Genomic DNA, 25,785 nt, shown 5'->3' on the forward strand with positions numbered 1-25,785 from the left:
TTGGACGCGTTCCTCAGAAGCGGGTGCAGAGGTCCGGCCCGATGGCCTTCTCGCCCGGAACGGTGCCGACCACGTCGAAGCGGTTGTTGGTGCCGTCCGACGAGATGCGCACGGCGTACATGTCCTGGACCGCCTGATGGTCTCCGGCCCGCATGGTCTTGGTGCCCTGCGGCGTGCTCCAGCTCAACCCTTCCATCGCCTTGCGCAGCGCCTCGGTGTCGGTGCCGCCGGCCTTCTCCACCGCCGCCTTGAAGAAGCCGATCAGGCCGTAGCTGTCGGCGCCGTAGAGGTCGGGTGCGGTGTCGTAGGCCTTGCGGAAGGCGGCGACGAAGGCTTTGTTCTCGGGCGTGGGGAGTTCCGCCGAATAACCGACCCCGGTGACGAATCCGTCGGCCGCCTTGCCGATGGCGCCGATGTTCTGGGCGGTGACGGTGCCCGACGCGCCGACGATGGTCAGGTTGCGCAGCAGCCCGTATTCGCTCATCTGCGTCAGCAGCCGGACGGTGTCGTTTCCGGCGGTGGAGGTGTAGAGCACGCTGGGCCGCGCGGCACGGAGCTGGCCGAAATACTGCGAGTAATCCTTGCTGCCCAGCGGCGCGAAGACCTCGCCGGTCGATTGCGCGCCGGTCTTCTCCGCCGCCGACTTGAAGGCCGCGACGGTGGATCGGCCCATTTCGTAGTCGGGTCCGAGATAATAGACCTTGGCCTTCGGCTTGTCCTTGGCCAGCCATTCCGCCAGCGCCGCCGACTGCTGCCCCGCCCGGGCGTTCACCCGGAAGACGTTGGGAGAGCATTTGTCGGTGGTGATGGCATCGGAAAAGGAGACGGTGGTGGCGATAAGCCGGCCGTTGCGCTCGGCAAGCTGGCCGACGGCCAGGGTGGAGCCGGAATTGACGGTGCCGGTCAGGAAATCGACCTTGTTGACCTGGAACAGCTTTTCCGCCTTCTGGGTGGCGACGGCGGGATTGGCCTCCTCGTCCTCGAACAGCAGTTCGATTTGGCGCCCCATGATGCCGCCGGCGGCGTTGACCTCCTTCGTCGCCAGTTCCAGGCCCCAGCGGACCTGCTGGCCGATCGGCGCGTAGGTGCCCGACAGCGGGGTCACCACCCCGATGCGGATCGGTTCGGCGGCGGACGCGACCCCGGTGAGCCCGAGCAGGACGAGCGCGGCGGTGCCGAGAAGCGTGGTCTTGGTCATGATTTTTGGTTCCTCCCTATGCTGTCCATGTTTTGTTGCCCATGCTTGGAGGCGTCGGTCAGACGCCCGTGAAGACCGGCTTGCGCTTCTCGTGGAAGGAGGCGACGCCTTCCTTGAAATCCTCCGAGCCGCGCAGGCGGCCATAGGCCTGCCCCTCGATCTCGATGGCGCCGTTGACCGAGACGTTGTTGCCGCTGTTCAGCACGCCCTTGATGGTCCGCTGGGCCAGCGGCGAGAAGCCGCGCAGTTCATCGACCAGGGCGGCGACGGTCGCTTCCAGTTCGGCATCGGCGACGCAGTCGGTGACGAAGCCCCAGTCGGCGGCCTGACGGCCGGGGATGCGCTTGGCCCGCATCACCATGTCCTTGGTCCGGCAGATGCCGATCATGTGCAGCAGGCGGGCCGAGCCGCCGGAGCCGGGGATCATGCCGATGCGCATCTCCGGCAGGGCGAACTGCGCGGTTTCCGAAACGATGCGGAAATCGCAGGCCAGCGACAGCTCGAAGCCGACGCCGAAGCAATAGCCGCGAACCTGGGCGATCACCGGCTTGCGGCAACGTTCCGGGGCGGCGATGTTGACCGCCAGCTCCGACACATGCTCCGCCGACTTCTCCATGAAGCCGGCGATGTTCCCCCCGGACGAGAAATTCTCGCCCTCGGCGCGCAGGACGATCACCCGCACCTTGGGATCACGGTCCAGTGCCGCGAACACCGCGGCGAACTGGTCGCGCTGGAGCATGCTGACGATGTTGAAGGGCGGACGGTGCAGCACGATGTCGGCGCGTTCCTTGGCCTCGTCGATCTCCACGCGGAAGCCGTCGAGGTCGGCGAGCAGGCGGTCGGTGCTGTCGAAACGGTAGGGGGTCACGGTCGGAAACTCCATGGATGAAGGCAGTGTTCAGGAGAGTGTCGGGCTGTGTTCGGCCGGGCTGTGTTCGGCAGAGTTGTGCTCAAGGGTGAATTCGCCGGCCTGCAGCTTGCGGCGCAGGATCTTGCCGACCGGCGATTTCGGGATTTCGTCGAGGAAGACGTACTCGCGCGGGCGCTTGAAATTGGCGAGGCCGGAAGTGCGGCAATGGTCGTCGAGATCCTTTGCCTCGACGCCGCGGGCGCGCTTGACGAAGGCGACGACCCGCTGGCCCCAGCGCTCGTCGGGCAGGCCGGCGACCGCCACCTCCAGCACGCCGTCATGAAGCGACAGCACGCTTTCGATCTCGACCGGCGAGACGTTCTCGCCGCCGGTGATGATCATGTCGTCGACCCGGCCGGTGACGAAGAGGTCGCCGTCGGCGTCGAGGAAGCCGATGTCGCCGGTGAAGTACCAGCCGCCATGCAGCGCCTTGGCGTCGGCGTCCGGCCGCTTCCAATACCCTTCGAAGGCTTCGTCGCCGGACAGGTCGGCGACGATCTGGCCCTCCTCCCCGGCCGCGGCGCACGCGTCGGGATCGAAGCTGCCGAGGCGGACGATGCGGATGCGCTGGTTCAGCGCCGCCTTGCCGGCCGATCCCGGCTTGGCCGGCGCGTTCTGGTCGATGGAGAAGGTGTAGATCTCGGAGGAGCCGTAATGGTTGACGAACAGCTCGGGCCGGAAGGCGGCGTCCAGCCGCTTCAGCAGGCCGTCGGTCATCGATGCCCCGGCGAAGCCCAGCTTGCGCACCGACGACACGTCGGTGCCCGCGAATTTCGGGTCGGCCAGCAGGTCGTGATAGAGCGTCGGCACCAGATAAAGGCAGCTCAGCCGTTCGGCCGCGATCAGATCCAGCGCGCGTCCGGTGTCGAAGCGCGGCAGGCAGACGAAGCAGCCGTCGACCAGCGCCATCGCCAGCAGCGAGCGCACCCCCATCGTGTGGTAGAGCGGCATCACCCCCAGAGTGCGCTCGCCCCGGCGGTAGCAGTTCTGGGCGACATGGGCGATGGCGGAGGCGCGCTCCGTCCGGTGACGGCGCGGCACGCCCTTGGGCTTGCCGGTGGTGCCGGAGGTGTAGAGGAACAGCGAGACGTGCTCCGCCGTGGCGCGCGGCTGCGCCTGGGCCATCTCGCTTTCCAGCAGATCGGCGAAGCGGTGGTCGCATCCATCGCCCGGATCGTTCACCCCGATGCGGGGCAGCGCCCGCGCCGCGGCGGAGTCCCGGACGGCGTCGGCCGAGACGTCCTGATAGAACAGGGCGCGCACCTCGGCGTCGGGCAGGCAATAATCCAGCTCGTCGGCCTTCACCCGCCAGTTCAGCGGCACGACGGCGATGCCGGCGAGCTGGCAGGCCCAATGAATGGTCGCCATCTCCCAAGTGTTCTGCAGCGCGGTGGCGATGCGGTCGCCGGGATGCAGGCCGAGCCGGTCGAAGGCGCCGACCAGCCGGCGGATGCGCTCAAGCCACTCCGCGTAGGTCAGCCGCAGATCGCCGTCGACGATGGCGACCGCGCCGGGGCTGCGCTCCGCGCTGGCCAGGATGCTGCGGCCGAGGTCAAACATGGACGACCTCCTCCACCGTCCGGCCCGTGACCTCCATCACGGCGCGCACGATGCCGGCATAGCCGGTGCAGCGGCAAAGATGGCCGCTCAGCATGTCGCGTAGCTCCTCTTCGGTGGGTTCGGGATTGCGGCCCAGATAATCGGTCAGCGACATCAGGATGCCGGCGGTGCAGAAGCCGCATTGCAGGGCGTGATGCCGGTGGAACGCCTCCTGAAGCGCGGTCATCCGCCCCTCGTTGGCCTGTGCCAGTCCTTCGACGGTGTCGATGCGCCGGCCGTCGGCCTGCACCGCCAGGGTCAGGCAGGCGCGGACCGCCACGCCGTCGATGCGGACGGTGCAGGCGCCGCAGACGCCATGTTCGCAGCCAACGCGGGTGCCATGCGCGCCCAGCTCGTGGCGCAGGAAATCGCTCAGCAGCAGGCGCGTATGGGCATGGCCGCTGCGCGGCGTCCCGTTCAGGACGATGGAGACGGCGTGGCGTGTCTCCGCCGCCAGGGTCTGGCTTTCTCGGGATGTCAGCTGCGGCATGACAGGGCTTCCTCAAGGACGGTGCGGCCGATCCGGCGGACGAGGTCGCGGCGGTATCGCGCGGTGGCGTGCTGATCGTCGTCGCTGCCGAGATCCCAGGCGAAAGCGTTCAGCGCCTCGTCGAGATTCGGCGGCAGCCCGCCGGCGGCGAGCGGCCAGGAGCGCAGCGTCGGCCGGTCGGCCACCCCGCCGACGGCGAGGCTCGCGCGCTCCCCATCCACCGTGGCGGCGCAGGCGGTGATGGCGAAATCGCCATGCCGCATCGACTGCTCGCGGAAGGCATGACCGCTGCCGGGCCGGGCCAGCGGAAAGCGGACGCATTCGACGATCTCGTCCGCCGCCTTCACCGTGGTCAGCGGCCCCAGGAAGAAATTGGCGGCGGGAACGGTGCGGCGGCGGCGCAGGTTGCGCAGCACCACTTCACCGACGGTGGCGACCAGACAGAGCGGTGTCTCGGCGCTGGGATCGGCATGGGCGACGGAGCCGCAGAGCGTGCCGCGGTTGCGGGTCTGGAAATGGCCGACCCACGGCAGGGCGGCGGCCAGCAGCGGCACCTCCTGCGCCAGGGTCGGGCGGGCCAGCACCTCGGCCTGGGTGATGGCGGCGCCGATGGTCAGCCAGCCATCCTCGACCCGCAGCGTGCGCAGTTCCTCGATCCGGCCCAGATCGATCAGCAGGCGCGGCTGCACCAGCCGCATGTTCAACATCGGCATCAGGGACTGGCCGCCGGCGATCACGCGGGCGTCGTCGCCCCCGGCCGCCAGCGCCGCCAGCGCATCGGCGACGGTCGCCGGCCGCAAATAGTCGAAGGACGCGGGTTTCATCGCTTGAGTCCCAGAAGGCGCAGCAGGCGCGCCAGAAGTGACGGGTGTTCGGGCGGTGCCGCAGGGCCACCGGCGCGGGCGACCAGTTTTTCGAAGAACTGGCCGATCAGCAGGCGCGACGCGCTGTCGAGCATCCGTCCGCCGACCGCGGCGACCTTGCCGCCCACCGACGCGCCGTAGCGGTAGGTGACGCGTGTGCCGGTGGGCATGCGCTCCAGCGTGACATGCCCGGTGCCGCTGCCCGAACCCAGCGCGCTGGTGCCGCTGCCGGTCAGGGTCAGGGCGTTGGGCGGGTCGAGGTCGGACAGCGCCACCTCCGCGGTGTAGCGGCCGCGCACCGGGCCGATGCCGACCACCACCTCCGCCCGGTAGGTGTTGGGACCGACGAGATCCAGCGCCTCGCAGCCGGGCAGCAGCGCCGCCAGCTCCTTGGGGTCGAGCAGGATGGCCCAGACCTGTTCGGGCGTCGCCGGCACCTCGCGGCTGCCCTCCCCGGTCAGGCCGCGCCCGCCTTTGGCCGCGGCCGCTGGCGGAGTTTCCCTGGAACCGGCGGCGGATGCCGGGCGCGGCGGTTCCGGCGGATGGATCAGCGCCGCCAGCTTGGCCGGGGTCATCGGCAGGGACGGCACGTCGTCCACGGAAATCGCCGACAGCGCGTCGGCCACCGCGTTCGCGAGGCAGACCGGCGTGCTCATGCAATTCCCCTCCCCCACGCCCTTGGCGCCGAGCGGCGTCACCGGCGACGGGCTTTCACGGTGGAGGATGACGGGCACCGGTACCTCGCAGGCGGTCGGCACCAGATAGTCGGCGAAGGTGCCGGACAGGAACCGGCCGTCTTCGCCATAGGCGTATTCCTCGTACAGCGCGGTGCCGACCGCATGGGCGAAGCCGCCCAGAATCTGGCCTTCCACCAGCAGCGGGTTCAGCAGCCGGCCGGCATCGTGCATGGTGACGTAGCGGTCGATCCGCAGCGCCCCCGTCGTCCGGTCGATTTCCACGCCGCAAAAATCGAAGATGAAGCCGTAGCAGGCCGAACTGTTGATGTGGTCGGCGTCGGTCGGCGCCTTCAGCGGCTCCGGCGTCCAGAAGGCGGTCTCGCGCAGCGCCGCCTCCTGCCCGTCCGGCAACGTGCCCGGCGACCAGTGGCCGGCGGCGGCGGCGCGGGAGAAGGACAGGCCGTTGTCCGGGTTGGCGTCTGAGAAGACCTTGCCGCCGGCAAAGCGGACATCCTCGGCCCGGCAGTTCAGCTGACCGGCGACCAGCGCCGCCATGCGGCCGCGCAGCCGGGTCGCCGCCACCTGCGCCGCCCCCGCCACCGCCCCGGCGAAGCGGCTGGAATAGTTGCCCGACGCGATCGACCAGGCATCCTTGCCGGTGTCGAGGTCGGTGTTCACGCGAATGTCCTCGAAGCGCAGGCCGAAGACGTCGGCCACCACCTGGGCCAGCACGGTGCGGTGCCCCTGCCCCTGGGGCGCCGAGGCCACCGTCACCGACACGCCGCCGATGGGATCGACGGCGACGCTGGCGGTCGCCTGCGCGCCGTTCTTCGGCCCGGCCTTGCGCCGCTCCTCGGCGGTCAGCACGGTGGTGATGTAGCCCATGTTGGAGATCGACGGCTCGACCACCGCAGCGTAACCGATGCCGTAGATCCGCCCCTCCGCCCGCAGCGCGTCGCGCCGTGCCTTCAGCGCGTCGAGCGCCCCCTCGCGCACCGCCTGTTCCAGCGTCGCGCGGTAGTCGCCGCTGTCGAGCATCCCGCCCGACGCGGTGCGGTAGGGCATGGCGTCGGCCGCCACCAGATTGCGGCGGATGACGTCGAGCGGGTCGAGCCCCAACTCCGCCGCCACCCGGTTCATCAGCCGCTCCAGCCCATAATAGAGCTGCCCGCCGCCGAAGCCGCGGTTGAGGCCGGTCGGCGTCTTGTTGGTGACGACGATGCGGTTGGTCACCGCCAGATGGGGAATGTCGTAGGCGCCGGTCAGGTTGCCGTGGTTGCGGTAGAGCGAGGCCGGCTCCGGTGCCCGCAGATAGGCGCCGCAATCCTCGGTCTGCTCCATCCGCAGCGCCAGCACCCGGCCGTCCGGCTCCACCGCCGCGTCGATGCGCATGCGGCGCGCGGTGGCCGAGGTGGCGGCCATCAGATGCTCCAGCCGGTCCTCCACCCACTTCACCGGCCGGCCGGCGACGCGGGCGCACAGCCCCATCAGCACGACATAGGGGAACACCGCCTGCTTGTTGCCGAAGCTGCCGCCGGAATGGGGCGGCGTCTTCAGCCGCAGCCGCGATCCCGGCACGTTCAGCGCCCGCGCCATCACCGGATGGACGGCGAAGGGGCCGGAGAAGTTCGACAGCACCTCGTAGGACTCCTCGGCCGCGTCATAGTCGGCGAGGACGACGAAGCATTCCATCGGGGTGCAGGAATTGCGCGGATACTCGACCTCGACCGACACGATCCGTGCGGCACGGGCGAAGGCGGCCTCGGGATCGCCGTAATGGAAACTGCGGCTGTTGACGAGGTTGGAACCCACCGCCGGATGCAGCGGCTCCGATCCCTCCTCCAATGCCTGGGCGATCGAGGTCACAGGCGGCAGCGGGCGGTAGCGCACCTCGATGCGGTCGAGCGCGTCTTCCGCCAGATAGCGGCTGTCGGCCAGCACCACCGCCACCGGTTCGCCGACATGGCGCACGCGGTCGATGGCGAGGCACCAATGCTCCATCGGCGCGCGGATGCCGACCAGGAACGCGCTGGCATGGCGTTTGGCGTCGGCCCCGGTCACCACCGCGGCGACGCCGGGAACCGCCAGCGCGGCGGCGGTGTCGATGCCCAGCAGGTCGGCATGGGCGTGCGGCGAGCGCAGGATCGCAGCGTGCAGGGTGCCGGGCTTCACCGGCAGATCGTCGGCATAGCGGGCGACGCCGGTCAGCAGCGCCGCGTCTTCCACCCGCGGCATCGCGCGGCCGACGAATGGCGCCGGACTTTCTTTGATTTCAACAGTCTGCGTGGCGGTCTGCGGAGCCGTCATCGTCATCCTCCGGTTACCGGAGAAGACTAGACCGTTGGCCAAGCAAAGCTTTTACCGTGGAGTGTCGCGATTTACCCTAGCGTCTCATTTTCATGCATATCCGGCCTCGGGCGGCCCTCCGCCGACCCGGTCCACCAGATTGACGACGCGGCGGTATTCGGTGGGCGTCACGCCCTGGTGGTTGCGGAAAAAGCGGCTGAAATGGCTGGGCGCCGAAAAGCCAAGCCGGCCCGACACCTCGGTGGCGCTCTCCAGCCCGGCGGCCATGGCATCGATTGCCGCCTCCATCCGCAGCACATTGAAATAGAGCGCCGGGGTGATCGCCATCGTCTGCTGGAACAGCCGGAACATGTGGGCGCGCGACAGTCCGGCTGCGGCGGCGACGCGGCCGGCGTCGAACTCCTCGCCCAGGGTTCCTCGCATGAAACGGATGGCCTGACGGACGCGGAAGTCGCCGGCCGCCGGGGCGGCATAGCGCGTGCCGGCCAGTGTCCGCCATTCGGAGAAGCGGTCGATGATGGCGATCATCAGATCGAACAGCGCCTCCTCCATCCGCTCACCCGACGGATCGTCGTACAGAAGTTCAGCCGCCATGCGGTCGGCCAGCCGGCGGATGTGCGGCGTCAGCTCGCCGCAGGACTGCGCGAAGAAGCCGGGATTGCCGCTGGCATTGAGTTCCCGCTGCATGGCGCCGAGCCAGCGCGGCTCGATGTACAACGCCAGGATGACAGTGCGCGGAGCACCAGGCTGATGGGCGTAGGAATGGGCCTCCCAGCTGTTGACCAGCACCGCGGTGTCGTCGCGCAGCGGATAGAGCTGCTCCCCCACCGCGAAGCGGGTGTCGGCGCCGGACGCCTTGATCAGCACGTGGCAATGGGGATGCGCGTGATGGATCAGCGCATTGTCCATGTCCAACAAGGCGACGCGGCCAAAGCTTCCCTGATGGATGCGCATCGCTTTCGACATGGCGTCCGGTCCCTTCCTACCTGCCGGCAGCCAGTGGCCGCCGGGGCAATCTTCAATGGTTTGCTTTACAAGCTAATCGTCAGCGGTCGCCTTTACCAGATCCATTGGATTCGAAGTCTGCCTGCCCAGAAGGTCGAGGACGCCGTCGGCTGCAAAGGCATGAACTTCCCGACCAGCCTGGGCATGCCGATCTCCCGCATGATCACCTGATCACCGATCGGTTAGGGCAAACTCTGTCAGCGCCTCAAGTTGTGCACCAATGCCCCATTGGGTCCGACCATCTGCCGGCGCCGGTGTAGGCGCCGTTCCGCGCAGACCGCCTTGATACGGCAAAGCCGGCCCCGGAGCGAACCGGGACCGGCTTTGGGCGGCTGCGACGAACGGCAATCACAGAAAGCCGGTCGAAAGCCAGGGAATTGCGGCGACCAGCACCAGTCCGACCAGCAGAGCCGCCAGATAGCCCAGGATCGGGCGCATGCCCTCATCCGGGTTGACCCGGCCAATGGCCGAGGCGACATAGAAACCGACGCCGAAGGGCGGGGCGAAAAGGCCGAGGCCCATGGCAAGGATCACCACCATCGCATACTGCACCTCATGCACGCCCATCTCGCGGGCGATGGGGAACAGCAGCGGGCCGAACAGTACGATGGCGGGAATGCCCTCCAGCACGCTGCCGAGGATGATGAAGGCGACGATGGATACGGCAAGGAAGGTGAAGGCGCCTCCCGGCAGGCCGGCCATGAACTGCGCCAGATCGGTCGAGAAGCCCGAGCGCGTCAGGCACCAGGCCATCGCCGTCGCAGTGCCGATGATGAACAGGATCGCTCCCGACAACGCCGCGGTCTCGACCAACATGGGAACCACCCGCCCCCAGTCGAAGCGGCGATAGACCAGCAATCCAACGGCGACGGCATAGACGATGCCGATGGTCGAAACCTCGGTCGCCGTCGCGACGCCCTCGATCACCGCGGTGCGGATGACGAAAGGCAGGGCGAGCGCGGGCAGCGCCACCACCAGGCTGCGGCCCAATTCGCGACCGGTCGGCCGACGCACTCCCGACAGGTTTTCATGGCGGTAGCGGTGGCGGACAACCAGACACAGCATGACCGCCAGCAGCAGGCCGGGCAGCAGTCCGCCGGTGAAGAGCGCCGCGATGGAAACGCCGGTGACCGACCCGATGGTGATCAGCACGATGCTGGGCGGAATGGTCTCTGTCTGCGCGCCGGTCGCCGCCAGCAGCGCCACCAGATCGCCCGGCTTGGCACCGCGGGCCTTCATCTCGGGGAACAGCACCGGGGCGACGGCCGCCATGTCGGCGGCCTTCGAGCCGGAGATGCCGGACACCAGATACATCGCGCCGATCAGCACATAGGACAGGCCGCCGCGCACATGGCCAAGCAGGTTGGCCAGCACCGCCACCATCGCGCGGGCCATGCCGGTCATCTCGATCAGCAATCCTAAGAAGACGAACAGGGGCACCGACAGCAGGATCAGGTGTGACATGCCCTCATCCATCCGGCCGACGACGACCAGCAGCGGCACCCTGGTGGTCAGGGCGAGATAGCCGAAGCTCGACAGGCCGAAGGCGAAGGCGATGGGCACGCCGGCGAACACGGCCCCTGCAACCACGAGCACAAAGAAGACCAGCAGGTTGAGCTTGCCGAGATCGGCCAGCACCGGCTGCAGGGCGAAGAACAATGCGGCGATCGCCGCGACCGCCGCCAGCGCACCCGCCACCAGCTTGAGGTCGCCCACCCGCGCGAGCCGGATCAGAGCCGTCGCGATCATCAGCCCAAGGCCGGTCGGCAAGGCGGCCGCGCGCCACATGTTCGAGATCTGCAGGGCGGGAGTGGTGATCTCCAACTCCTCCCAGGCGAATTCGCCCGCCGGCATGATGACCAGCAGCAGGAAACAGAGCGCCGCCGCCACCGCGAAGACATCGAGGAACGCCCGCGCGCGTGGCGATGCCCAACTGACGAACGCGGTCATCCGCATATGCTCGCCACGGCGGAAGGCGACGACGGTTCCCAGCATCGCCAGCCACAGGAACAGGATCGACGCCAGTTCGTCCGACCAGGTGATCGGGGCGTGGAGCACGTAGCGGGCGACGATGCCGGTGAAGAGAATCACCACTTCCGCAGCCACCAGAAGCGCCACCGGCAGTTCGGACAGCCAGCCCAGAATCCGGTCGGCCTGCGCCAGCCACCGGCTGGCGCCGTCGGGCGAGCCGGCGGTGGACTTGTGATCCACCACCGCCGTCATGTCAGCGCCCCTACCGAACTCTCCAGGGCGCTCCAGGCCTCCTCACCGTATTTGGCCTTCCATTCGCCGTAGAAGCCGGACTTGCGCAGGGTTTCGCGGAAAGGCGCCGGATCGACCTTGTTGAAGGTCAGCCCCTTTTGCGAGAGCGAACCCTGCAGCGCCTCGTTGAGGCCGGCGATATCCCGGCGCTGCTGCAGCGCGCCGTCGTTCAGGTTCCGGCTGACGATCTGCCGCAAATCCTCGGGCAGTCCACGCCAGGAGCGGCCGTTGGTGACGATCCACGAACCGTCCCAGACATGGTTCGTGATGGAGCAGAATTTCTGCACCTCGTAGAACTTGGCGGTGTCGGCCACCACCAGCGGATTTTCCTGTCCGTCGACCACGCCGGTCTGCAGCGCTGCATAGACCTCGCCCAGGTTGATGCTGGTCGGCGACGCGCCCAGCCCCTTGAACAGCGACACATAGACCGGGCTGACCGGGACGCGGATCTTGAATGCCGCCAGGTCGCCCGGCCCGGTGATCGGCTTGGTGCTGGTGGTGATCTGGCGGAAGCCGTTGTCCCAGATGCGGTCGAAGGCGTGGAGGCCGGCCTTGTCGAAGCCTTTGCGGATCACCCCGCCGAGCTGGCCGTCCATCGCCTTCCAGACGGCGTCATAGTCCTTGAACGCGAACCCCATGCCGTTGATCGACGCAACCGGGACCAGGGTCGACAGGATCAGGCCGCCGGTGCTGAAGAACTCGATCCCGCCGGAGCGCACCTGCGCCAGCAGGTCGCTGTCGCCGCCGAGCTGGCTGTTGGGGAAGACGGCGATGTCGACCTTGCCGCCGGTCTCCTTGCGGATGCGCTCGGCCGCTTCGACAGCGCGGACATGCAGCGGGTGGCTCGCCGGGAAGCCATGGCCGAACTTCCATGCGAATTCCGCGGCATGCGCCTTTGAGATGAAGGGCGCGGCCAGGGCGCCCACCGCGGTAGCGGCCAGAAACTGCCTACGCTTGATCAACATCTTGGTTCCCTCCCTTTTTGTGTTCTCTCGTCCGGTTTGCCCTCCGTGCCGGCCGGCCGTTACCGGCCCGACGGCGATCCTGGGCGACGCCCCTCCACAGCCGCCGCGAGGATGCCGCGCACGGCTTCTTCGGTCACCGGTCCGGGGTTGTAGCCGTTATCCGTCTCGACGGTGATCCGGGCGGCCTCCTCGATCCGGTCGGCGGAAAAGCCGACCTCCGTCAGCCGCGTCGGCAGGCCGACCGATTTCATCATGTCGAAAATGGCGGCGCCGATGTCTTCCACGCCGATGGCGGCGGCAAGACGGTCCATCGCCTGGGGGGCGAAGGGTGCATTGTAGGCTGCGACATGGGGCAGCACCAGCGCATGGGACAATCCGTGCGACACGCCGTAGGTGCCGCCCAGGACATGGGCGACGCCATGCTGGAGCGCAAAGCCGCCGGCCAGCGCCGCACCGGCGAGGTGGGCGCCGTACAGCAGGTCGGCACGCGCTTGCCCATCGTCCGGACGGGCCGCCACCCGCGGCAGTGCGTCCATGATCGCCCGCGCGCCCTCCATCGCCGCCGGCACGATCACCGGGCTGATGGTGGGGGTGTAGATGGCGTCGACGCAATGGGCGAGCGCGTTCATGGCGCTGGCCGTGCTGACGTCCACCGGCAGCCCGAGCGTCAGCGAGGGGTCATAAAGGACGGTGCCCGCCAGCATGCGCAGGCTCTGGTGCATCCGCTTGACGCCGTCGATGGTGATCCCGCAGAAACCGGTCATCTCGGAGCCGGAATAGGTGGTCGGCACGGCGATGATCGGCAGCCCGAGTTCCAGCGCGATGGCCTTGCCCAAACCGATGGAGGCTCCGCCGCCGACGCTGACCAGGCAGTCTGCGCCCATTTCGCGTGCCTTGGCCCGGCCCCGGATGGCCAGTTCGATGGGCACCTGGGAAACCGCTTCCGGCAGGATGCCGATGCAACGGCTTCCAAGACGGTCGGCGACGCGCCCGCCCATGGCGCTGCGGCCGGGGGTGGACACGACGAGCGCATGCTTCGCGCCCAGCCGCTCCACCTCCGCGTCGATCCGGTCGATGGCCCCGGCTCCGAAGACGACCCGCGATGGCAGCGCGTTGAACACGTCGCCGGGGGTGCTGAATTCTCTCATGATGGAAATCCGTCCGATGGGTCGGTGAGGGCGGCGCTTACCAATCGACGATGGTGCCGTCGTCCAGAACGGCCGAGGTCGTGTGCATCACCTCCGGCTTGAACGGGTGCTTCGCCGCCTCCGTCTCGTTCACCTCGATGCCGAAGCCGGGGGCGTCGGGCACCTCCCAATGGCTGCCGGTGCGGCGGATCGGGGTCTGCACCACGTCGTCGTACCAGGGTACCGCGCCGCTCATCTCCTCCTGGATGACGAAGTTCGGCGTGGAGATGTCGAAATGCAGGGCCGCGACGCCGGCCAGCGGACCATTGGGATTGTGCGGGGCGATGCCGATCAGGTCGGCTTCCGCCAACGCGGCGATCCGTTTGCCTTCAAGCAGGCCGCCGGTGTGGTTCAGGTCGGGCTGGGCGATATGGAGCGCCTTCTGGGCGAAGACGGGTTGGAACTCCTTCAGCCCCACCAGCCGTTCGCCGGATGCGATCGGGCAGTCCGCCTGTTCGGCGATGCGGCGCAGCGCCTCGGTATCGCCGGGCTGGACCGGTTCCTCGCAGAACATCGGCCGGTAGGGCTCCAGTTCGCGGATGTAGCTCATGGCGGCGGCGATGGAGCCGGGGCGACCGTGGAAGTCGATCATGATGTCGACGCCGTCGCCCACCGTGTCGCGCAGTGCCTGCATCATCTTGCCGACATGGCGCTGGGCCGGAATCGGCGCGCTGTGGGCGCCATAGGGAATGAACACGACCTTGAGCGCATCGTAACCCTTCTCCGTCACCGCCGCGGCCCGTTCCTTCAGCGAGCCGATGTCGAAGGTCTCGTAGACCGACTTCATCTCGCCAAGGCCCAGATGGGTGTAGACGCGCACGCGGTCGCGGACCTTGCCGCCGAGCAGGCGCCAGACCGGCAGGCCGACGCTCTTGCCGAAGATGTCCCACAGCGCGTGCTCGATGCCGCTGATCGCCGTCACGCCGACCATGCCCAGCTTGTAATAGCTGAACTTGTTCATCGCGCGGACGCACTGCTCGATGTCGCGCGGATCGCGTCCCAGCACGGTCGGCTCCAGATCCTCGACGGCACCGGTGACCGCCCGCGTCTTCCAGTTCAGGCTGGCCTCGCCCCAGCCATAGAGGCCGGGCTGGTCGGTCAGCACTTTCACGAAGATCCAGTTGCGCATCTCGGCGTTGACGACGAAGGTCTTCACGCCGGTGATCTTGATCGGCACGCCGGCGGTCCGGCGGGCGAGGTCCTCGGTGTCTCGGATCATGGAATGCTCGTGTTTTGGATGGCGAGAGCAGGTGCCCGCACGAGGTTCAGCAGCGGCTCGCCGGCGGCCAGCCGGTCGATGTTTTGGGCAATGAACGCATAGCGGCGTTCAGGCAGCCGGCTCGTCCAGGCCGACGAATGCGGGGTACAGACGGCGTTGGGCAAATCCTCGAAGCGGAATCTGGCGGGCGCCACCCGGTCGTCCGCCCCGGCCGGATAGCCGTACCAGACGTCGAGCACCGCACCGCCGATGGTCCGGCGCAACAGCACATCATAGAGCGCCTCCTCGTCGACGATGGGCGCGCGCGATATGTTGATCAGCACGCCCGTCGGCTTCATGGCGGCGAGTTCGGCAATCCCGATCAGCCCGCGGGTCTGATCGGTCAGTGGGCAGGCGATCACCAGGAAATCGGATTGCGCCAGCAAATCCGGCAAGCGTTCCGGCGGCAGGATCGCCTCGGCCAAGCCGTCGGTGTCGGTGGCGAACTGGTCGACCGCGAAGATGCGCATGCCGAAACCCACTGCCCGCCGGGCTATCGTCCGCCCGATCCGGCCGAACCCGATCAGGCCCAATGTCCGGCCGTGGATCTCCCCGTGGGGCACCCGTGCCCTGTAGACATCGGACCATGTGTCCGTGGCGAAGGAGCTGCGCAGAGTGTCGGGGCGGATTTCCCAGTTCAACATCGCCGCCATGACGAACTCGGCGATGGGAATTTCATGCTCGAACACGTTGCAGATGCTGGCGCCGGATGGCAGCGAAGCCATGTCGATGCCGTCCAGTCCGGCTCCTGGTACATGCAACAGGCGAAATTCAGGTGCCGATCCGCCGCTTCGGGAGAACCGCAAAGACACGACCACGTCGTCTGCGGTGATGGTGGAATCGAATTGGGACGAATGGGCGGCTTCGCGGGGAAGGGGTATGATGTCGCAGGGCGTGGTCAGGAAAGCGGCCAGCTTGTCCTTGTGATTGGCAGCCTCCCCAATCATGAAGACTTTCATTGGCTTTATCCTCCGTTGCACGAACGATAGAGCCAACGGATTGAGTAGGTCCAACTTTTAAAAATGATTGATTGATAAGGAAAAGTTTTCACACGACTGGTGTGTGCGCCTTCGGTGATCAGGGTGAATGGCTGACCGTTCAGGAGACCAGTTCGCCCACCGCGGTCGCGACGTCCAGAAATGTCTGAATGGCGGGAGAGGTGTCGTCGCTCTGGTAGGCCACCCCGAGCGTCAGGTGGGGTGCCGGCCCGTCGAGCGGACGGTAGACCACCCCGGGCCGTGCGAATTGCTGAAGATCGGAGGCGATGAGGCCGATCCCGAAATCCGCTGCGGCCAGCGCGATGATCGATTGCGCCGGGGAGGCTTCGAGAATCAGCTCCGGGCTGAACCCCGCCTGCTGGCACAGGCTGATGATCTCATCGTAGAGGCGTGGGCCGATCACGCGCGGGAAAATGATGAAGCGTTGCCTGGAGAGATCCTCAAGCCGCAGGCGCGGCCGTTCGGCCAATGGGTTGCGATCCGACAGCACGACATTGAAGCGCATGCGCGCGATGGGGTGCGACGACAGCGACTGATCGTCGAGCGGGGGATGGAAGATGCCGACATCGATCGCTCCGGCCCTCAAGGCTTCTTCCTGCTCCGACGTCGTCATGACATGAACGTTCACGCCGAAATTGGGCAATGCCATGCGGAACCGGTGCATGATCTCGGGGAAGACGATGTAGAGCGCCGGTGCGGTCATACCGACCGACAATTGCCCGATTTCGCCGCGATCCGTCTGACGCGCGAGCTGCGCGGCCCGTTCCATCTGATTCAAAATCTTCCGGGCTTCGCCCAGGAAGGTCTCGCCGGCTCTCGTCAGGGAAACGCGCCGCTTGTTGCGGTGGATCAGCTGAACCTGCAGCTCTTCCTCCAGTTGGCGCAATTGCTGGCTGAGGGCGGGCTGCGTGATGTGGCACCGCGCGGCGGCACGGTGGAAATGCAGCTCTTCGCAGAGCGCGACAAAGAACTGGAGCCTGCGACGATCCATGATGCGGAGATAAGATCATCCGGCCGAAGCTGTAAAGGCAGGATGAGCGGCCCGGCTTTCCGGCGATGTTCGGCTTGCGGGTCAGGGCGATGGTTGGGCTTTGCTGATCTCAGCAAGCAAACATGTTGGTAAGTGTGGGAACTGTAGAGCTCCAGTTGCGCGCTGTTCCACACGTGCCCCTGACACGAAAGGAGAGTACCGGCGGCCGATCCCTTCTCAAATCTTCTTGCCCCTGTGGGATTTGGTATACCATATCGATGGCGCGGTGGATGATGCCCTCGCATCCGGCCCTTCACCGCGAAAGACCAACATCGGGGAGCCGACGGAGACCATGCGCAACTTCGAAGAACCCGGCCGTTCGCTCGCCATGGGCCGCAACGGCATGGCCGCCACCTCGCACCCGGCGGCAACCCTGACGGCGGTCGAGATCCTCAAGGCAGGCGGCACCGCGATCGATGCCGCCGTGGCGGCCTGCGCGGTCCAGAGCGTGGTCGAAGCCGGATCGACCGGGATCGGCGGCGACTGCTTCGCCATGGTCGCTCCGCTGGGCGGCACAGACATCCGCGCCTACAACGGCTCCGGCCGCACCCCGGCGGCGATGACGCTGGAGCGCCTGCGGGCAGCGGGCGTCACTGCGATCGACCGCCACTCTCCCCACGCGGTCACGGTGCCGGGCGCGGTGGATGCCTGGACGCGGCTGGTCGCCGACCATGGCCGCCTGCCTTTGAGCGAGGTCCTCGCCCCGGCCATTGCCTTGGCGCGCGAGGGCTACGTCATCACGCCACGGGTTTCACACGACCTTGCCCAGAACACCGATCTGCTGCGCCGGGACCCGACCGCCGCCGCCACCTTCCTAGTGGACGGAAAAGCCCCTGCGGCCGGCACCGTCCAGACCCAGCCGCTGCTGGCCGACACGCTGGAGGCAATCGGGCGCGAAGGACCGGACGCCTTCTACCGCGGCGCCGTCGCCGAGGACATGACGGAGTCACTGCGGGCGGCGGGCGGCTTTCACAGCCTGGAGGATTTCGCTGAAGCCAAGGGCGGGTACGTGACGCCGATCAGCACCGACTATCGCGGCCGCACCATCCATGAATGCCCGCCGAACGGACAGGGCATCATCGCCCTGATGATTCTGAACATCCTGAAGCGTTTCCGGCCGGCCGGCGATCCGCTCGACCCCGATAACCTGCATGTGGAGATCGAAGCGACACGGCTCGCCTATGCCGCGCGCGACGCCTTTCTGGCCGATCCGGCGCAAACCGGACAGTCGATTGTGGAGCATCTGCTGTCCGATGCGCTGGCCGACCAGTTGGCCGCCCGGATCGACCCCGCTCGCGCGCTGGAGATCGGCGGGGTGTTCGACAGCGTCGAGCACAAGGACACGGTCTACATCGCCGTCGTCGACAAGCAGCGGACGGCAGTCAGCTTCATCAACTCGATCTTCCATCCCTATGGCAGCGGGCTGATGGCGCCCCGCTCCGGGGTGCTGTTCCACAACCGGGGCCAGAGCTTCTCCCTGGTCGACGGGCATCCCAACATGGTGGCACCGCGCAAGCGGCCGATGCACACCATCATTCCGGGCATGGTCACCGAAAACGGGCGCGTCAGCCTGACCTTCGGCGTCATGGGCGGGCATTATCAGGCGATGGGCCATGCCCACTTCCTGTCGAAGCTGTTCGATCACGGCCTGGACATCCAAAGCGCCATCGGCCTGCCGCGCCTCTTCCCCCTGCCCGGCACCCGCAGCGTGGAAGCGGAGTCGGCAATCCGCACCAAGGCGGGAGCGGAATTGGCCCGCCGCGGCTTTACTGTGACGGCACCCAACTCGGCGATCGGCGGTGCCCAAGCGATCGCCATCGATTGGGAACATGGAACCCTGCTGGGCGGCTCCGACCACCGGAAGGACGGATGTGCGCTGGGGTATTGACAGGTTGGCATGGGCCGCTCCGGCTTGGCAGGTTGCCGGGCTCTGTTGCAGAGTTTGCCGGCAGGCACGAGACGATGATGACGGGCATTGCCGCCGACGCTATGCGTCCTGGAGTTCGAACTGCCGGCCAGCGGGTTCCGTCAGATGTCGCGCCGAGCTTGAGCCGACGGTGTAGCGGGCCCGCAAAGCGGTTGCGGGTCGTGCCCCACGAGGTGGTGATCAAAGCCGAGCCCGCGCCTCCTCCGCCACCCGTTCCGGCGTGATGCCGAAGTGGCGGTAGAGGTCGGGCACCGCACCGGACGCGCCGAAGCCGCTCATGCCGACGAAGCCGCCATCCTCGCCGATATATCGCTCCCAGCCCTGAACCACCGCCGCCTCGACGGCGATCCGTACGGTGGAGCGGTCGATGACGGCGCGGCGATAGGCCTGATCCTGTTGCTCGAACAGCTCCCAGCAGGGCATCGAGACCACGGCGGCCGGCACGCCCTCGGCCTGCAGCAGATCGCGCGCCTGCAATGCGATGGCGACCTCCGACCCGGTGGCGAGCAGGGTTACCCGGCGCTCGCCACCCTCCGCCTCGGCCAGCACATAGCCGCCGCGACGGCACTGGTTCGCGGCGTCGGCCTCATGATCCAAGGCGCGGCGTACCGGATCCAGCGGCTGGCGGGCGAAGACCAGTGCGGTCGGGCCGGAGCGGTGCTCCAGCGCGATCTCCCAGCATTCCGCCGCCTCCACCGCATCGGCCGGGCGCAGCACCAGCAGGTTGGGGATGGCGCGCAGGGCGGCCAGCACCTCCACCGGCTGGTGAGTCGGGCCGTTGGTGCCGATGCCGATGGAGTCGTGGCTGAACACGAAGGTGACCGGCAGCCCCATCAGCGCCGCCATGCGGATGGCCGGACGTTCGTAATCGCAGAAGGCCAGATAGGTGATGCCGGTCGCCACCACCCCGCCATGGGCGGCCATGCCGTTCAGCATGCTGCCCATCGCATGCTCGCGCACGCCGTAATGGACGTAGCGGCCGGCGCGGTCGTCTGCCGTGAAGGCGGCCAGCCGCCGCTTGTGCAGGGTGGCGCCCTCCAGGTCCGGCGCGCCGCTCAGCATCTCCGGTATGACTTCCGTCATCAGATCGACGATGTCGCCGGAGATCTTGTAGCCATGGTCGCTGTGCCCGCTCTCCGCCATGCGGCGCTTGAAGGCGTGCAGCGCGTCGGCCCAGCCGTCGGGCAGCCGCCCCTCGCGCAGCCGATCCAACTCTCGCCGCTTTTCCAAGGGCAACGCGGCGACGCGCGCCTGCCAAGCCTGCTGTTCCGCACCGCCCCGGCGGCCGGCCTCCAGCCACGCGGTGCGGACATCGTTTGGAACCTCGAAGGCGGCATAAGGCCAATCCAGCGCCCGCCGGGCCGCGTCGGTGTGCTCCTTGAACAGCCGTGCGCTGTGGGCGGCACGCTGGCCCTCATGCGGCAGCCCGCGGCCGATGCTGGTGGTGCAGGCGATCATCGACGGCCGCGGGTCGAGTTTCGCGAGGCGCAGCGCCTCCGACACGGCGTCGATGTCGTGGCCGTCGACCTCCTGCACATGCCAGTTGCTGGCGCGGAAGCGGGCGGCCATGTCGTCGGACAGCGCAAGGTCGATGCCGCCGTCGTCGGTGATGCGGTTGTCATCCCACAGATAGGTCAGCTTGCCCAGCCGCAGATGGCCGGCGAGCGCGATGACCTCCTGCCCCACCCCCTCCTGCAGGCAGCCGTCGCCGACCAGCGCCCAGGTTCGGTGATCGACGATGCCGTCACCGAAACGGTGGTTCAGGAAGGCTTCGGTCAGCGCCATGCCGGCGGCGTTGGCGATGCCCTGCCCCAAGAGGCCGGTCGTCACCTCGATGCCGCAGGACTGGTGGATTTCCGGATGGCCGGCGGTGTGCGATCCCATCACCCGGAACCGCTTGAGTTCGTCCAGCGTCATCGCCTCGTAGCCGCTGAGATGCAGCAGCGAGTAGATCAGCATGGAGCCATGGCCGTTCGACTGGACGAAGCGGTCGCGGTCGAACCACAGCGGGTCGGCGGAGTTGAATTTCAAGTGCCGGGTGAAGAGCGCCGTCGTGATGTCGGCGGCGCCGAGTGGGGTGCCGGGATGGCCCTCGCCCGCGCGCTCGATGGCATCCATCGACAGAAAGCGGATCGCGTTCGCCATCCGGCGCGGATCGACGCTGGTCATCATGTGGTCCTTTCGGGAATGCGGAATGGTGCGGGGTTGCGCCGTCACGTCACCAGATTGATCGGCCGCCCGGCCGCGAAGGCTTCGATGCAGGCGGTGACCTGCTCGGCGACGGCCTGCCGCGCCTCGACACTGGCCCAGCCGATGTGCGGGGTCAGCAGGAAGTCGGTGCGCCCGGCAAGGCGGAGGAAGGGGTGGTCGTCCGGCGGCGGCTCCACCGCCGTGGCGTCGACAGCGGCACCCGAGATCTGCCCGCCTTCCAGCGCGCGGACCAAGGCCATGTCGTCGATCAGTCCGCCGCGCGATGTGTTGATGACCAGCGGCCGGCGCGTCATCCGGGCGAACTCCGCCTCGCCCAGCAGATGGCGGGTGGCGGGGGTCAGCGGGCAATGCAGAGTCAGCACGTCGCTTTCGGCCAGCACCGCGTCGAACGGCACATGGTCCGGCTCGCTCGCCGCCTCTCCCTTGCGGCCGGCGAACAGCACGCGCATGCCGAAGGCACGGGCGATGGTCGCCACCGCCTGCCCGATGGCGCCGCGCCCGACGATGCCGAGAGTAGAGCCGTGCAGATCGCGGATCGGGTGGTCCAGCAGGGTGAACTGGCCGCAGGCCTGCCAAGCCCCCGCCGCCACCGACTCCCGGTAGGCCGGCAGCGACCGGCGCAGCGCCAGCATCAGGGCGAAGACATGCTCCGGCACCGTATGGATGGCATAGGCGCGGACGTTCGACACCGCGATGCCCCGCGCGCGGCAGGCGGCGACATCGACATTGTCGGTCCCGGTCGCGGCAACCGCGACGAAGCGCAGGTCGGGCAGTTGTTCCAGAATCTCGGCCCGGATCGGTACCTTGTTGACGATCAGGACGGTTGCCCCGCGCGCCCGCTCGACGATCTGCCCCGGCGCGGTGCGGCCGTGTTCACTCCACACATGCGGGACGTTGGGACGGCGCAGCGCGATGTCCGCCCCCATGGTGTCGTGGTCGAGGAAGACGATGCGGTCCATCATGACCGCCCGACTGCGGTGCCGTTCACCGCGTGATAGCTGCGGATGACCTGACTGTCGTCCATCGCCCCTTCGCCGCGCCCGGAGGTGGCGAGGAACATTTGGTGGGCGACGGCGGCCAGCGGCAGCGCCGCCTTGGCGTCGCGCCCGGCCTCAAGCACGATCCCCAGATCCTTGACGAAGATGTCCACCGCGCTGGTGATCTCCGGATCGGACTCCAGCATGCGCGGGCCGCGGTCCTTCAGCATCCAGCTCGACGCCGACGACCCGCTCATGATCTGCAGCAGGATGTCGAGATCGACCCCGACCTTGGCGGCCAGCGCGAAGGCCTCCGCCACCACGGCGATATGGACACCGCACAGCAGCTGGTTGACGGTCTTGACCGTGGCGCCCTGCCCCGGCTTCTCGCCGACATGGAAGACCTTGTCGCCCATCGCCGCCAGGATCGGGCGCACCCGCTCCACCGTCGTGGTGTCGGCTGCCGCCATAATCGACAGCGTTCCTGCCACCGCGCCCACCACCCCGCCGGAAACCGGCGCATCGACGAAGCGGCGGCCCGCCGCCTCCACCCGTCCGGCCAGCGCGGCGACCGCGCCCGGCGGACAGGTCGCCATCAGGACTACCGAAGCGCCTGCCGGCAAGGCCTCCAGCGCGCCGTCGGCGAAGAGCGCGGCGTCGGCCTGCGCGGCATTCACCACCATCAGCACCAGCGCGTCCGCACCAGCCGCGGCAGCGGCGGCGCTTGAAGCGCCCTTCCCGCCGACCGCTTCGAGCGTCCCGACGCTCTCGGCCCGCACGTCGAAGCCCTGGACGGCGAAGCCCTTGGCCAGCAGATTGCGCGCCATGGGCATCCCCATGGAACCGAGGCCGATGAAACCGACTGTCGTCATCGTGTCATGATCCTTGGAATTGATGTGCCGCCAGCTCAGAGTTTGCGAGCGTCCAGGAACCTTCCTGGGAAACGCCATCACTCATCACGAGCTTTCTTCGGCCGTCATTCCCGCGAAGGCGGGAATCCAGACTTCACAAGCGCTTGCACTGGAAGCTCTGGATCCCCGCCTTCGCGGGGATGACGGCCGATAGTCGTTGCTACAAACTGACAGCCGGCTCAGTACAGGATGGTCGCCGGCACGTAGGACACGAGGCCCAGCACGAACAGCGCCACCAGATAGAAGGGCCACAGCTCGCGCACGATGGCGCCGATGGGCTCGCGGGAGATGGCGGCGGAGATGAACAGGGTGGTGCCGATCGGCGGCGTGAACAGGCCGATGCTGAGATTGACCGCCATCATGATGCCCAACTGGATCGGGTCCAGGCCGATGGCGCCGCCGACGGCGACGAAGGTCGGACCCAGCAGCAGGATCGCCGCCGGCAGGTCGAGGAACATGCCGACCACGAGCATGATGAGGTTCATCGCCAGGATGATCAGCCACGGCTCCTGCAGCACGGTCTGGGCGTAGGAGGCCACCGCGTTCGGGATCGCTTCGGTGATCAGCACATAGCCGACCAGGTTCGAGGCTGCGATCACCAGCATGACGACGCCGGTCGTTACCACCGTCCCCATCAGGGCGGCATGGATGCGCTTCCAGGTCAGGTCGCGGTAGATCAGGACGCTGACCAGGAGCGCATAGGCGACGGCGACGACGCTGACCTCCGTCGGGGTGGCGATGCCGAAGCGCAGCAGAACCAGGATGAAGGCCGGCATCAGCAGCGCCGGCAGGGCGGAAAGCGTCGCCTGCCCCAGAGCCCGCATCCCGCCCTCGCTCTTCAGCAGCGGAAAATTGCGGGTGCGTCCGCTGACATAGCACACCACCATCATGCCGCCGGCCAGCAGCAGGCCCGGCAGGATACCGGCCAGGAACAGCGAGGCGATGGAGGCGTTCGACACCGCGGCATAGAGGATCAGCGGGATCGACGGCGGGATCAGCCCCGCGATCACCGACGAGGAGGCGGTCGCCGCCGCGCCGAAGGCCGCCGGATAGCCCTCGCGCTTCTGCCAGGGGATCAGCATGGACCCCAGCGCCGAGGCTTCCGCCACCGCCGATCCGGACACGCCGCCGAAGATGGTGGAGCCGACGACCGTGACCTGGGCCAGACCGCCGGGATAGCGCCCGACCAGGGCGGCGGCGAAACGGACCAGCTTCTGGCCCAGCGTGCCGCTCATCATCAGCGCGCCGGACAGGATGAAGAAGGGAATCGCCAGCAGCGGGAAGCTCTGGGTCGGCTGGAACAGCTTGACGACCGCGATCACGGTCGGCACCGACCCCATCGTCATCACCGCCGCGCCGGAACTGATGACCAGCGCATAGCCGACGGGAAAGGAGAGCAGCAGGAGAAGGCCGAAGACGGCGACCATCACGACGGTCATAGCTCTTCCTCCGACACATGGGCGCGGACGGACCGCGGGTCTTCGGCGATCAGCAGGCGCAGGAATGTGGTGACGGCGGTCAGGCCGACGCCGACGAAACCGGCGATCAGCGACAGGTAGGCCCAGCGGGCACTGACACCCGTCACCGGATAAATCTCGGCACCGGTGATTTCGATGACGGCCAGACCGATGTAGGCGAGATAGAAGAAGGTCGCTCCCACCACCACCTGCATCGCCAGCAGCAGCGCGCGGGCCAGCGGGCGGGGCAGCAGGTCGAGCAGCAGCGTGACCGAGATGTGCGCGCCCTTCTGCGCCGCCAGCACCACGCCGCCCATCACCAGCCAGGGGAACAGGATGTTCGGCAGTTCGGACGGCCAGCCGAGCCCCTGGGTGGTCATGTAACGGACGACGACCTCGGCGCCCAGCGCCAGGAACAGCACGATCAGGGACAGGATCGCCACGATTGCGGACAGGACGGTGATGGCACCGTCGGCCGCCTGGAGAAGGGTGGCGGGAAATCCCGCCACCTCATGCTCCCTCTCGTGGGACACCGTCATCACTGCGCCGCTCCGGCCGCCGCTTCCTTGCGAACCAGGGCGACCAGCTCGGGGAACTGCTTCTCCCACTTGTCATAGACGGACTTGGTCTTGGCGATGAAGGGCGCTGCGTCCACCGTGTTGAACTTCACGCCGGCGTCCTCCATCTTCGCCTGCAGTTCCTTGTCGGCCTTGGCGGACATCTCGCGGTTCAGCTTGCCGGCCTCGGCCGCCGCTTCCAGCACCGCCTTCTGATCGGCCTTCGACAGGGTGTCGAAGACGATCTTGCTGGCAAGCAGCGGGGTCGATTCATACTTGTGCCCGGTCAGCGAGATGTATTTCTGCACCTCGAAGAGCTTGGACGAGTAGATGTTCATCAACGGGTTCTCCTGACCGTCGACCACGCCCTGCTGAAGCGCGATGTAAAGCTCGGAGAAGGCCAGCGGCATCGGGTTGGCGCCGAGAGCCTTGAAGATGTCGACCGTGATCGGGTCCGGCGGGGTGCGGATCTTGATACCGGCCAGATCCTCCGGCTTGGTGATCGGCCGGACATTGTTGGAGACATGGCGGATGCCGTTGTCCCACATCGCCAGCAGCACCAGCCCCTTGGCCTTCGACGCCTCGTCCAGCTTCTTCGCCACCGGGCCGTCCAGCACCTTCCAGGCCTGCGGCAGCGACTGGAACAGGAAGGGCAGGCCCAGCACCGCATATTCCGGAACGACGCCCGAGGTGGTGCCCTGCGAATTGGCGCTGAAGGCCAGGGTGCCGAGCCGCATGCTGGTCAGCGCCTCGGCGTCGTCGCCATACTGGGCGCTGCCGCCGACCTCGATCTTCACCCGTCCGTCCGTCTTCTTGCCGACGAGTTCCGCGAATTTCAGCGAGGCTTCCGCCTTCGGGTTGCCCGGCGCCGCGTTGTGGGCCAGACGCAGGACCTGCTGGGCCCAGGCGGCGGGCGACGCGACCAGGGCGGTGCCCACCATCAGCGACAAAAGCAGCTTCTTCATCGGATCTCTCTCCCTAATGGATGTTTGTTGG

The 25,785-nt window shown here is 67.7% G+C and carries 21 protein-coding genes; 2 read left to right on the plus strand and 19 right to left on the minus strand.

All coding sequences use genetic code 11. From position 1 onward, the window contains the following. Positions 1–13: 13 nt before the first annotated feature. The 7 genes from PWS46_RS14540 to PWS46_RS14570 form a co-directional block, all read right to left on the minus strand. The gene (locus PWS46_RS14540; protein WP_434621357.1) at positions 14–1,198 is read right to left on the minus strand and encodes an ABC transporter substrate-binding protein; all 1,185 of its coding nucleotides are present in this window, start codon (positions 1,196–1,198) and stop codon (positions 14–16) included. A 58-nt stretch (positions 1,199–1,256) separates the two neighbouring features. Then, positions 1,257–2,066 carry an enoyl-CoA hydratase/isomerase family protein gene (locus PWS46_RS14545; RefSeq protein WP_434621360.1) on the minus strand — a complete coding sequence of 270 codons (810 nt, stop codon included), beginning with the start codon at positions 2,064–2,066 and terminating at the stop codon, positions 1,257–1,259. A 30-nt stretch (positions 2,067–2,096) separates the two neighbouring features. Then, positions 2,097–3,668, minus strand: coding sequence for an AMP-binding protein (locus PWS46_RS14550; RefSeq protein WP_434621363.1), 1,572 nt, complete (start codon positions 3,666–3,668; stop codon positions 2,097–2,099). Continuing rightward, positions 3,661–4,197: a (2Fe-2S)-binding protein gene (locus PWS46_RS14555; protein ID WP_434621366.1), complete on the minus strand. Its 537-nt coding sequence runs from the start codon at positions 4,195–4,197 to the stop codon at positions 3,661–3,663. Before PWS46_RS14555 ends, PWS46_RS14550 begins: the two co-directional genes overlap by 8 nt. Further along, entirely contained in the window at positions 4,185–5,021 is an 837-nt protein-coding gene (locus tag PWS46_RS14560; RefSeq protein WP_434621369.1) for an FAD binding domain-containing protein, read from the minus strand. Before PWS46_RS14560 ends, PWS46_RS14555 begins: the two co-directional genes overlap by 13 nt. Continuing rightward, positions 5,018–8,044 carry a xanthine dehydrogenase family protein molybdopterin-binding subunit gene (locus PWS46_RS14565; RefSeq protein WP_434621372.1) on the minus strand — a complete coding sequence of 1,009 codons (3,027 nt, stop codon included), beginning with the start codon at positions 8,042–8,044 and terminating at the stop codon, positions 5,018–5,020. The genes PWS46_RS14560 and PWS46_RS14565 overlap by 4 nt, the downstream gene beginning before the upstream one ends. 90 nt (positions 8,045–8,134) lie before the next feature. After that, entirely contained in the window at positions 8,135–8,953 is an 819-nt protein-coding gene (locus PWS46_RS14570; protein ID WP_434621375.1) for an AraC family transcriptional regulator, read from the minus strand. On the opposite strand from PWS46_RS14570, the gene PWS46_RS14575 reads away from it, so the two are divergent. Next, positions 8,933–9,220, plus strand: coding sequence for a hypothetical protein (locus tag PWS46_RS14575; RefSeq protein WP_434621378.1), 288 nt, complete (start codon positions 8,933–8,935; stop codon positions 9,218–9,220). The two genes, PWS46_RS14570 and PWS46_RS14575, sit on opposite strands and share 21 nt — an antisense overlap. A gap of 177 nt (positions 9,221–9,397) precedes the next feature. Here PWS46_RS14575 and PWS46_RS14580 read toward each other — a convergent pair whose 3' ends face one another. The 6 genes from PWS46_RS14580 to PWS46_RS14605 form a co-directional block, all read right to left on the minus strand. Next, entirely contained in the window at positions 9,398–11,272 is a 1,875-nt protein-coding gene (locus PWS46_RS14580) for a TRAP transporter large permease (RefSeq protein WP_434621381.1), read from the minus strand. After that, complete coding sequence (locus PWS46_RS14585) at positions 11,269–12,276, minus strand: TRAP transporter substrate-binding protein (RefSeq protein ID WP_434621384.1); 1,008 nt, start codon at positions 12,274–12,276, stop codon at positions 11,269–11,271. The genes PWS46_RS14580 and PWS46_RS14585 overlap by 4 nt, the downstream gene beginning before the upstream one ends. 59 nt (positions 12,277–12,335) lie before the next feature. Beyond that, complete coding sequence (locus tag PWS46_RS14590) at positions 12,336–13,424, minus strand: maleylacetate reductase (RefSeq protein WP_434621387.1); 1,089 nt, start codon at positions 13,422–13,424, stop codon at positions 12,336–12,338. A 37-nt stretch (positions 13,425–13,461) separates the two neighbouring features. Next, positions 13,462–14,682 carry an enolase C-terminal domain-like protein gene (locus tag PWS46_RS14595; RefSeq protein WP_434621390.1) on the minus strand — a complete coding sequence of 407 codons (1,221 nt, stop codon included), beginning with the start codon at positions 14,680–14,682 and terminating at the stop codon, positions 13,462–13,464. Further along, positions 14,679–15,716, minus strand: a complete 1,038-nt coding sequence (locus PWS46_RS14600) for a 2-hydroxyacid dehydrogenase (protein WP_434621393.1) — start codon at positions 15,714–15,716, stop codon at positions 14,679–14,681. Before PWS46_RS14600 ends, PWS46_RS14595 begins: the two co-directional genes overlap by 4 nt. A 103-nt stretch (positions 15,717–15,819) precedes the next feature. After that, positions 15,820–16,710 carry a LysR family transcriptional regulator gene (locus PWS46_RS14605; protein ID WP_434621396.1) on the minus strand — a complete coding sequence of 297 codons (891 nt, stop codon included), beginning with the start codon at positions 16,708–16,710 and terminating at the stop codon, positions 15,820–15,822. Between the two features lie 331 nt (positions 16,711–17,041). Here PWS46_RS14605 and PWS46_RS14610 point away from each other — a divergent pair, with 331 nt between their 5' ends. Continuing rightward, positions 17,042–18,637: a gamma-glutamyltransferase family protein gene (locus tag PWS46_RS14610; protein ID WP_434621399.1), complete on the plus strand. Its 1,596-nt coding sequence runs from the start codon at positions 17,042–17,044 to the stop codon at positions 18,635–18,637. A gap of 219 nt (positions 18,638–18,856) precedes the next feature. On the opposite strand, the gene tkt is transcribed toward PWS46_RS14610, so the two are convergent. From tkt to PWS46_RS14640, 6 genes are all read right to left on the minus strand, one after another. Beyond that, the gene (tkt, locus tag PWS46_RS14615; RefSeq protein WP_434621402.1) at positions 18,857–20,848 is read right to left on the minus strand and encodes a transketolase; all 1,992 of its coding nucleotides are present in this window, start codon (positions 20,846–20,848) and stop codon (positions 18,857–18,859) included. A gap of 41 nt (positions 20,849–20,889) precedes the next feature. After that, complete coding sequence (locus PWS46_RS14620; RefSeq protein WP_434621405.1) at positions 20,890–21,849, minus strand: D-2-hydroxyacid dehydrogenase; 960 nt, start codon at positions 21,847–21,849, stop codon at positions 20,890–20,892. Beyond that, positions 21,846–22,736, minus strand: coding sequence for an NAD(P)-dependent oxidoreductase (locus tag PWS46_RS14625; protein ID WP_434621408.1), 891 nt, complete (start codon positions 22,734–22,736; stop codon positions 21,846–21,848). The genes PWS46_RS14620 and PWS46_RS14625 overlap by 4 nt, the downstream gene beginning before the upstream one ends. A 218-nt stretch (positions 22,737–22,954) precedes the next feature. Further along, the gene (locus tag PWS46_RS14630) at positions 22,955–24,214 is read right to left on the minus strand and encodes a TRAP transporter large permease (protein ID WP_434621411.1); all 1,260 of its coding nucleotides are present in this window, start codon (positions 24,212–24,214) and stop codon (positions 22,955–22,957) included. After that, a complete protein-coding gene (locus PWS46_RS14635; RefSeq protein WP_434621414.1) occupies positions 24,211–24,771 on the minus strand; it encodes a TRAP transporter small permease in 561 nt (186 codons plus the stop codon). Before PWS46_RS14635 ends, PWS46_RS14630 begins: the two co-directional genes overlap by 4 nt. Further along, on the minus strand, positions 24,771–25,754 hold the full coding sequence (locus PWS46_RS14640) for a TRAP transporter substrate-binding protein (protein ID WP_434621417.1): 984 nt from the start codon (positions 25,752–25,754) through the stop codon (positions 24,771–24,773). The genes PWS46_RS14635 and PWS46_RS14640 overlap by 1 nt, the downstream gene beginning before the upstream one ends. Between the last annotated feature and the right edge of the window lie 31 nt (positions 25,755–25,785).

Source organism: Azospirillum sp. B2RO_4 (assembly GCF_051124815.1).
GTDB lineage: Bacteria > Pseudomonadota > Alphaproteobacteria > Azospirillales > Azospirillaceae > Azospirillum.

What these genes read in the sequence shown, in the direction of transcription:
- PWS46_RS14565 (WP_434621372.1), bottom strand. Translation starts at nt 8,044, where the DNA reads ATGACGGCTCCGCAGACCGCCACGCAGACTGTTGAAATCAAAGAAAGT.
- PWS46_RS14540 (WP_434621357.1), bottom strand. Translation starts at nt 1,198, where the DNA reads ATGACCAAGACCACGCTTCTCGGCACCGCCGCGCTCGTCCTGCTCGGG.
- PWS46_RS14635 (WP_434621414.1), bottom strand. Translation starts at nt 24,771, where the DNA reads ATGACGGTGTCCCACGAGAGGGAGCATGAGGTGGCGGGATTTCCCGCC.
- PWS46_RS14580 (WP_434621381.1), bottom strand. Translation starts at nt 11,272, where the DNA reads ATGACGGCGGTGGTGGATCACAAGTCCACCGCCGGCTCGCCCGACGGC.
- PWS46_RS14585 (WP_434621384.1), bottom strand. Translation starts at nt 12,276, where the DNA reads ATGTTGATCAAGCGTAGGCAGTTTCTGGCCGCTACCGCGGTGGGCGCC.
- PWS46_RS14605 (WP_434621396.1), bottom strand. Translation starts at nt 16,710, where the DNA reads ATGGATCGTCGCAGGCTCCAGTTCTTTGTCGCGCTCTGCGAAGAGCTG.
- PWS46_RS14590 (WP_434621387.1), bottom strand. Translation starts at nt 13,424, where the DNA reads ATGAGAGAATTCAGCACCCCCGGCGACGTGTTCAACGCGCTGCCATCG.
- PWS46_RS14550 (WP_434621363.1), bottom strand. Translation starts at nt 3,668, where the DNA reads ATGTTTGACCTCGGCCGCAGCATCCTGGCCAGCGCGGAGCGCAGCCCC.
- PWS46_RS14560 (WP_434621369.1), bottom strand. Translation starts at nt 5,021, where the DNA reads ATGAAACCCGCGTCCTTCGACTATTTGCGGCCGGCGACCGTCGCCGAT.
- PWS46_RS14620 (WP_434621405.1), bottom strand. Translation starts at nt 21,849, where the DNA reads ATGATGGACCGCATCGTCTTCCTCGACCACGACACCATGGGGGCGGAC.
- PWS46_RS14610 (WP_434621399.1), top strand. Translation starts at nt 17,042, where the DNA reads ATGCGCAACTTCGAAGAACCCGGCCGTTCGCTCGCCATGGGCCGCAAC.
- PWS46_RS14555 (WP_434621366.1), bottom strand. Translation starts at nt 4,197, where the DNA reads ATGCCGCAGCTGACATCCCGAGAAAGCCAGACCCTGGCGGCGGAGACA.
- PWS46_RS14595 (WP_434621390.1), bottom strand. Translation starts at nt 14,682, where the DNA reads ATGATCCGAGACACCGAGGACCTCGCCCGCCGGACCGCCGGCGTGCCG.
- PWS46_RS14640 (WP_434621417.1), bottom strand. Translation starts at nt 25,754, where the DNA reads ATGAAGAAGCTGCTTTTGTCGCTGATGGTGGGCACCGCCCTGGTCGCG.
- PWS46_RS14630 (WP_434621411.1), bottom strand. Translation starts at nt 24,214, where the DNA reads ATGACCGTCGTGATGGTCGCCGTCTTCGGCCTTCTCCTGCTGCTCTCC.
- tkt (WP_434621402.1), bottom strand. Translation starts at nt 20,848, where the DNA reads ATGATGACCAGCGTCGATCCGCGCCGGATGGCGAACGCGATCCGCTTT.
- PWS46_RS14575 (WP_434621378.1), top strand. Translation starts at nt 8,933, where the DNA reads ATGGATCAGCGCATTGTCCATGTCCAACAAGGCGACGCGGCCAAAGCT.
- PWS46_RS14625 (WP_434621408.1), bottom strand. Translation starts at nt 22,736, where the DNA reads ATGACGACAGTCGGTTTCATCGGCCTCGGTTCCATGGGGATGCCCATG.
- PWS46_RS14570 (WP_434621375.1), bottom strand. Translation starts at nt 8,953, where the DNA reads ATGGACAATGCGCTGATCCATCACGCGCATCCCCATTGCCACGTGCTG.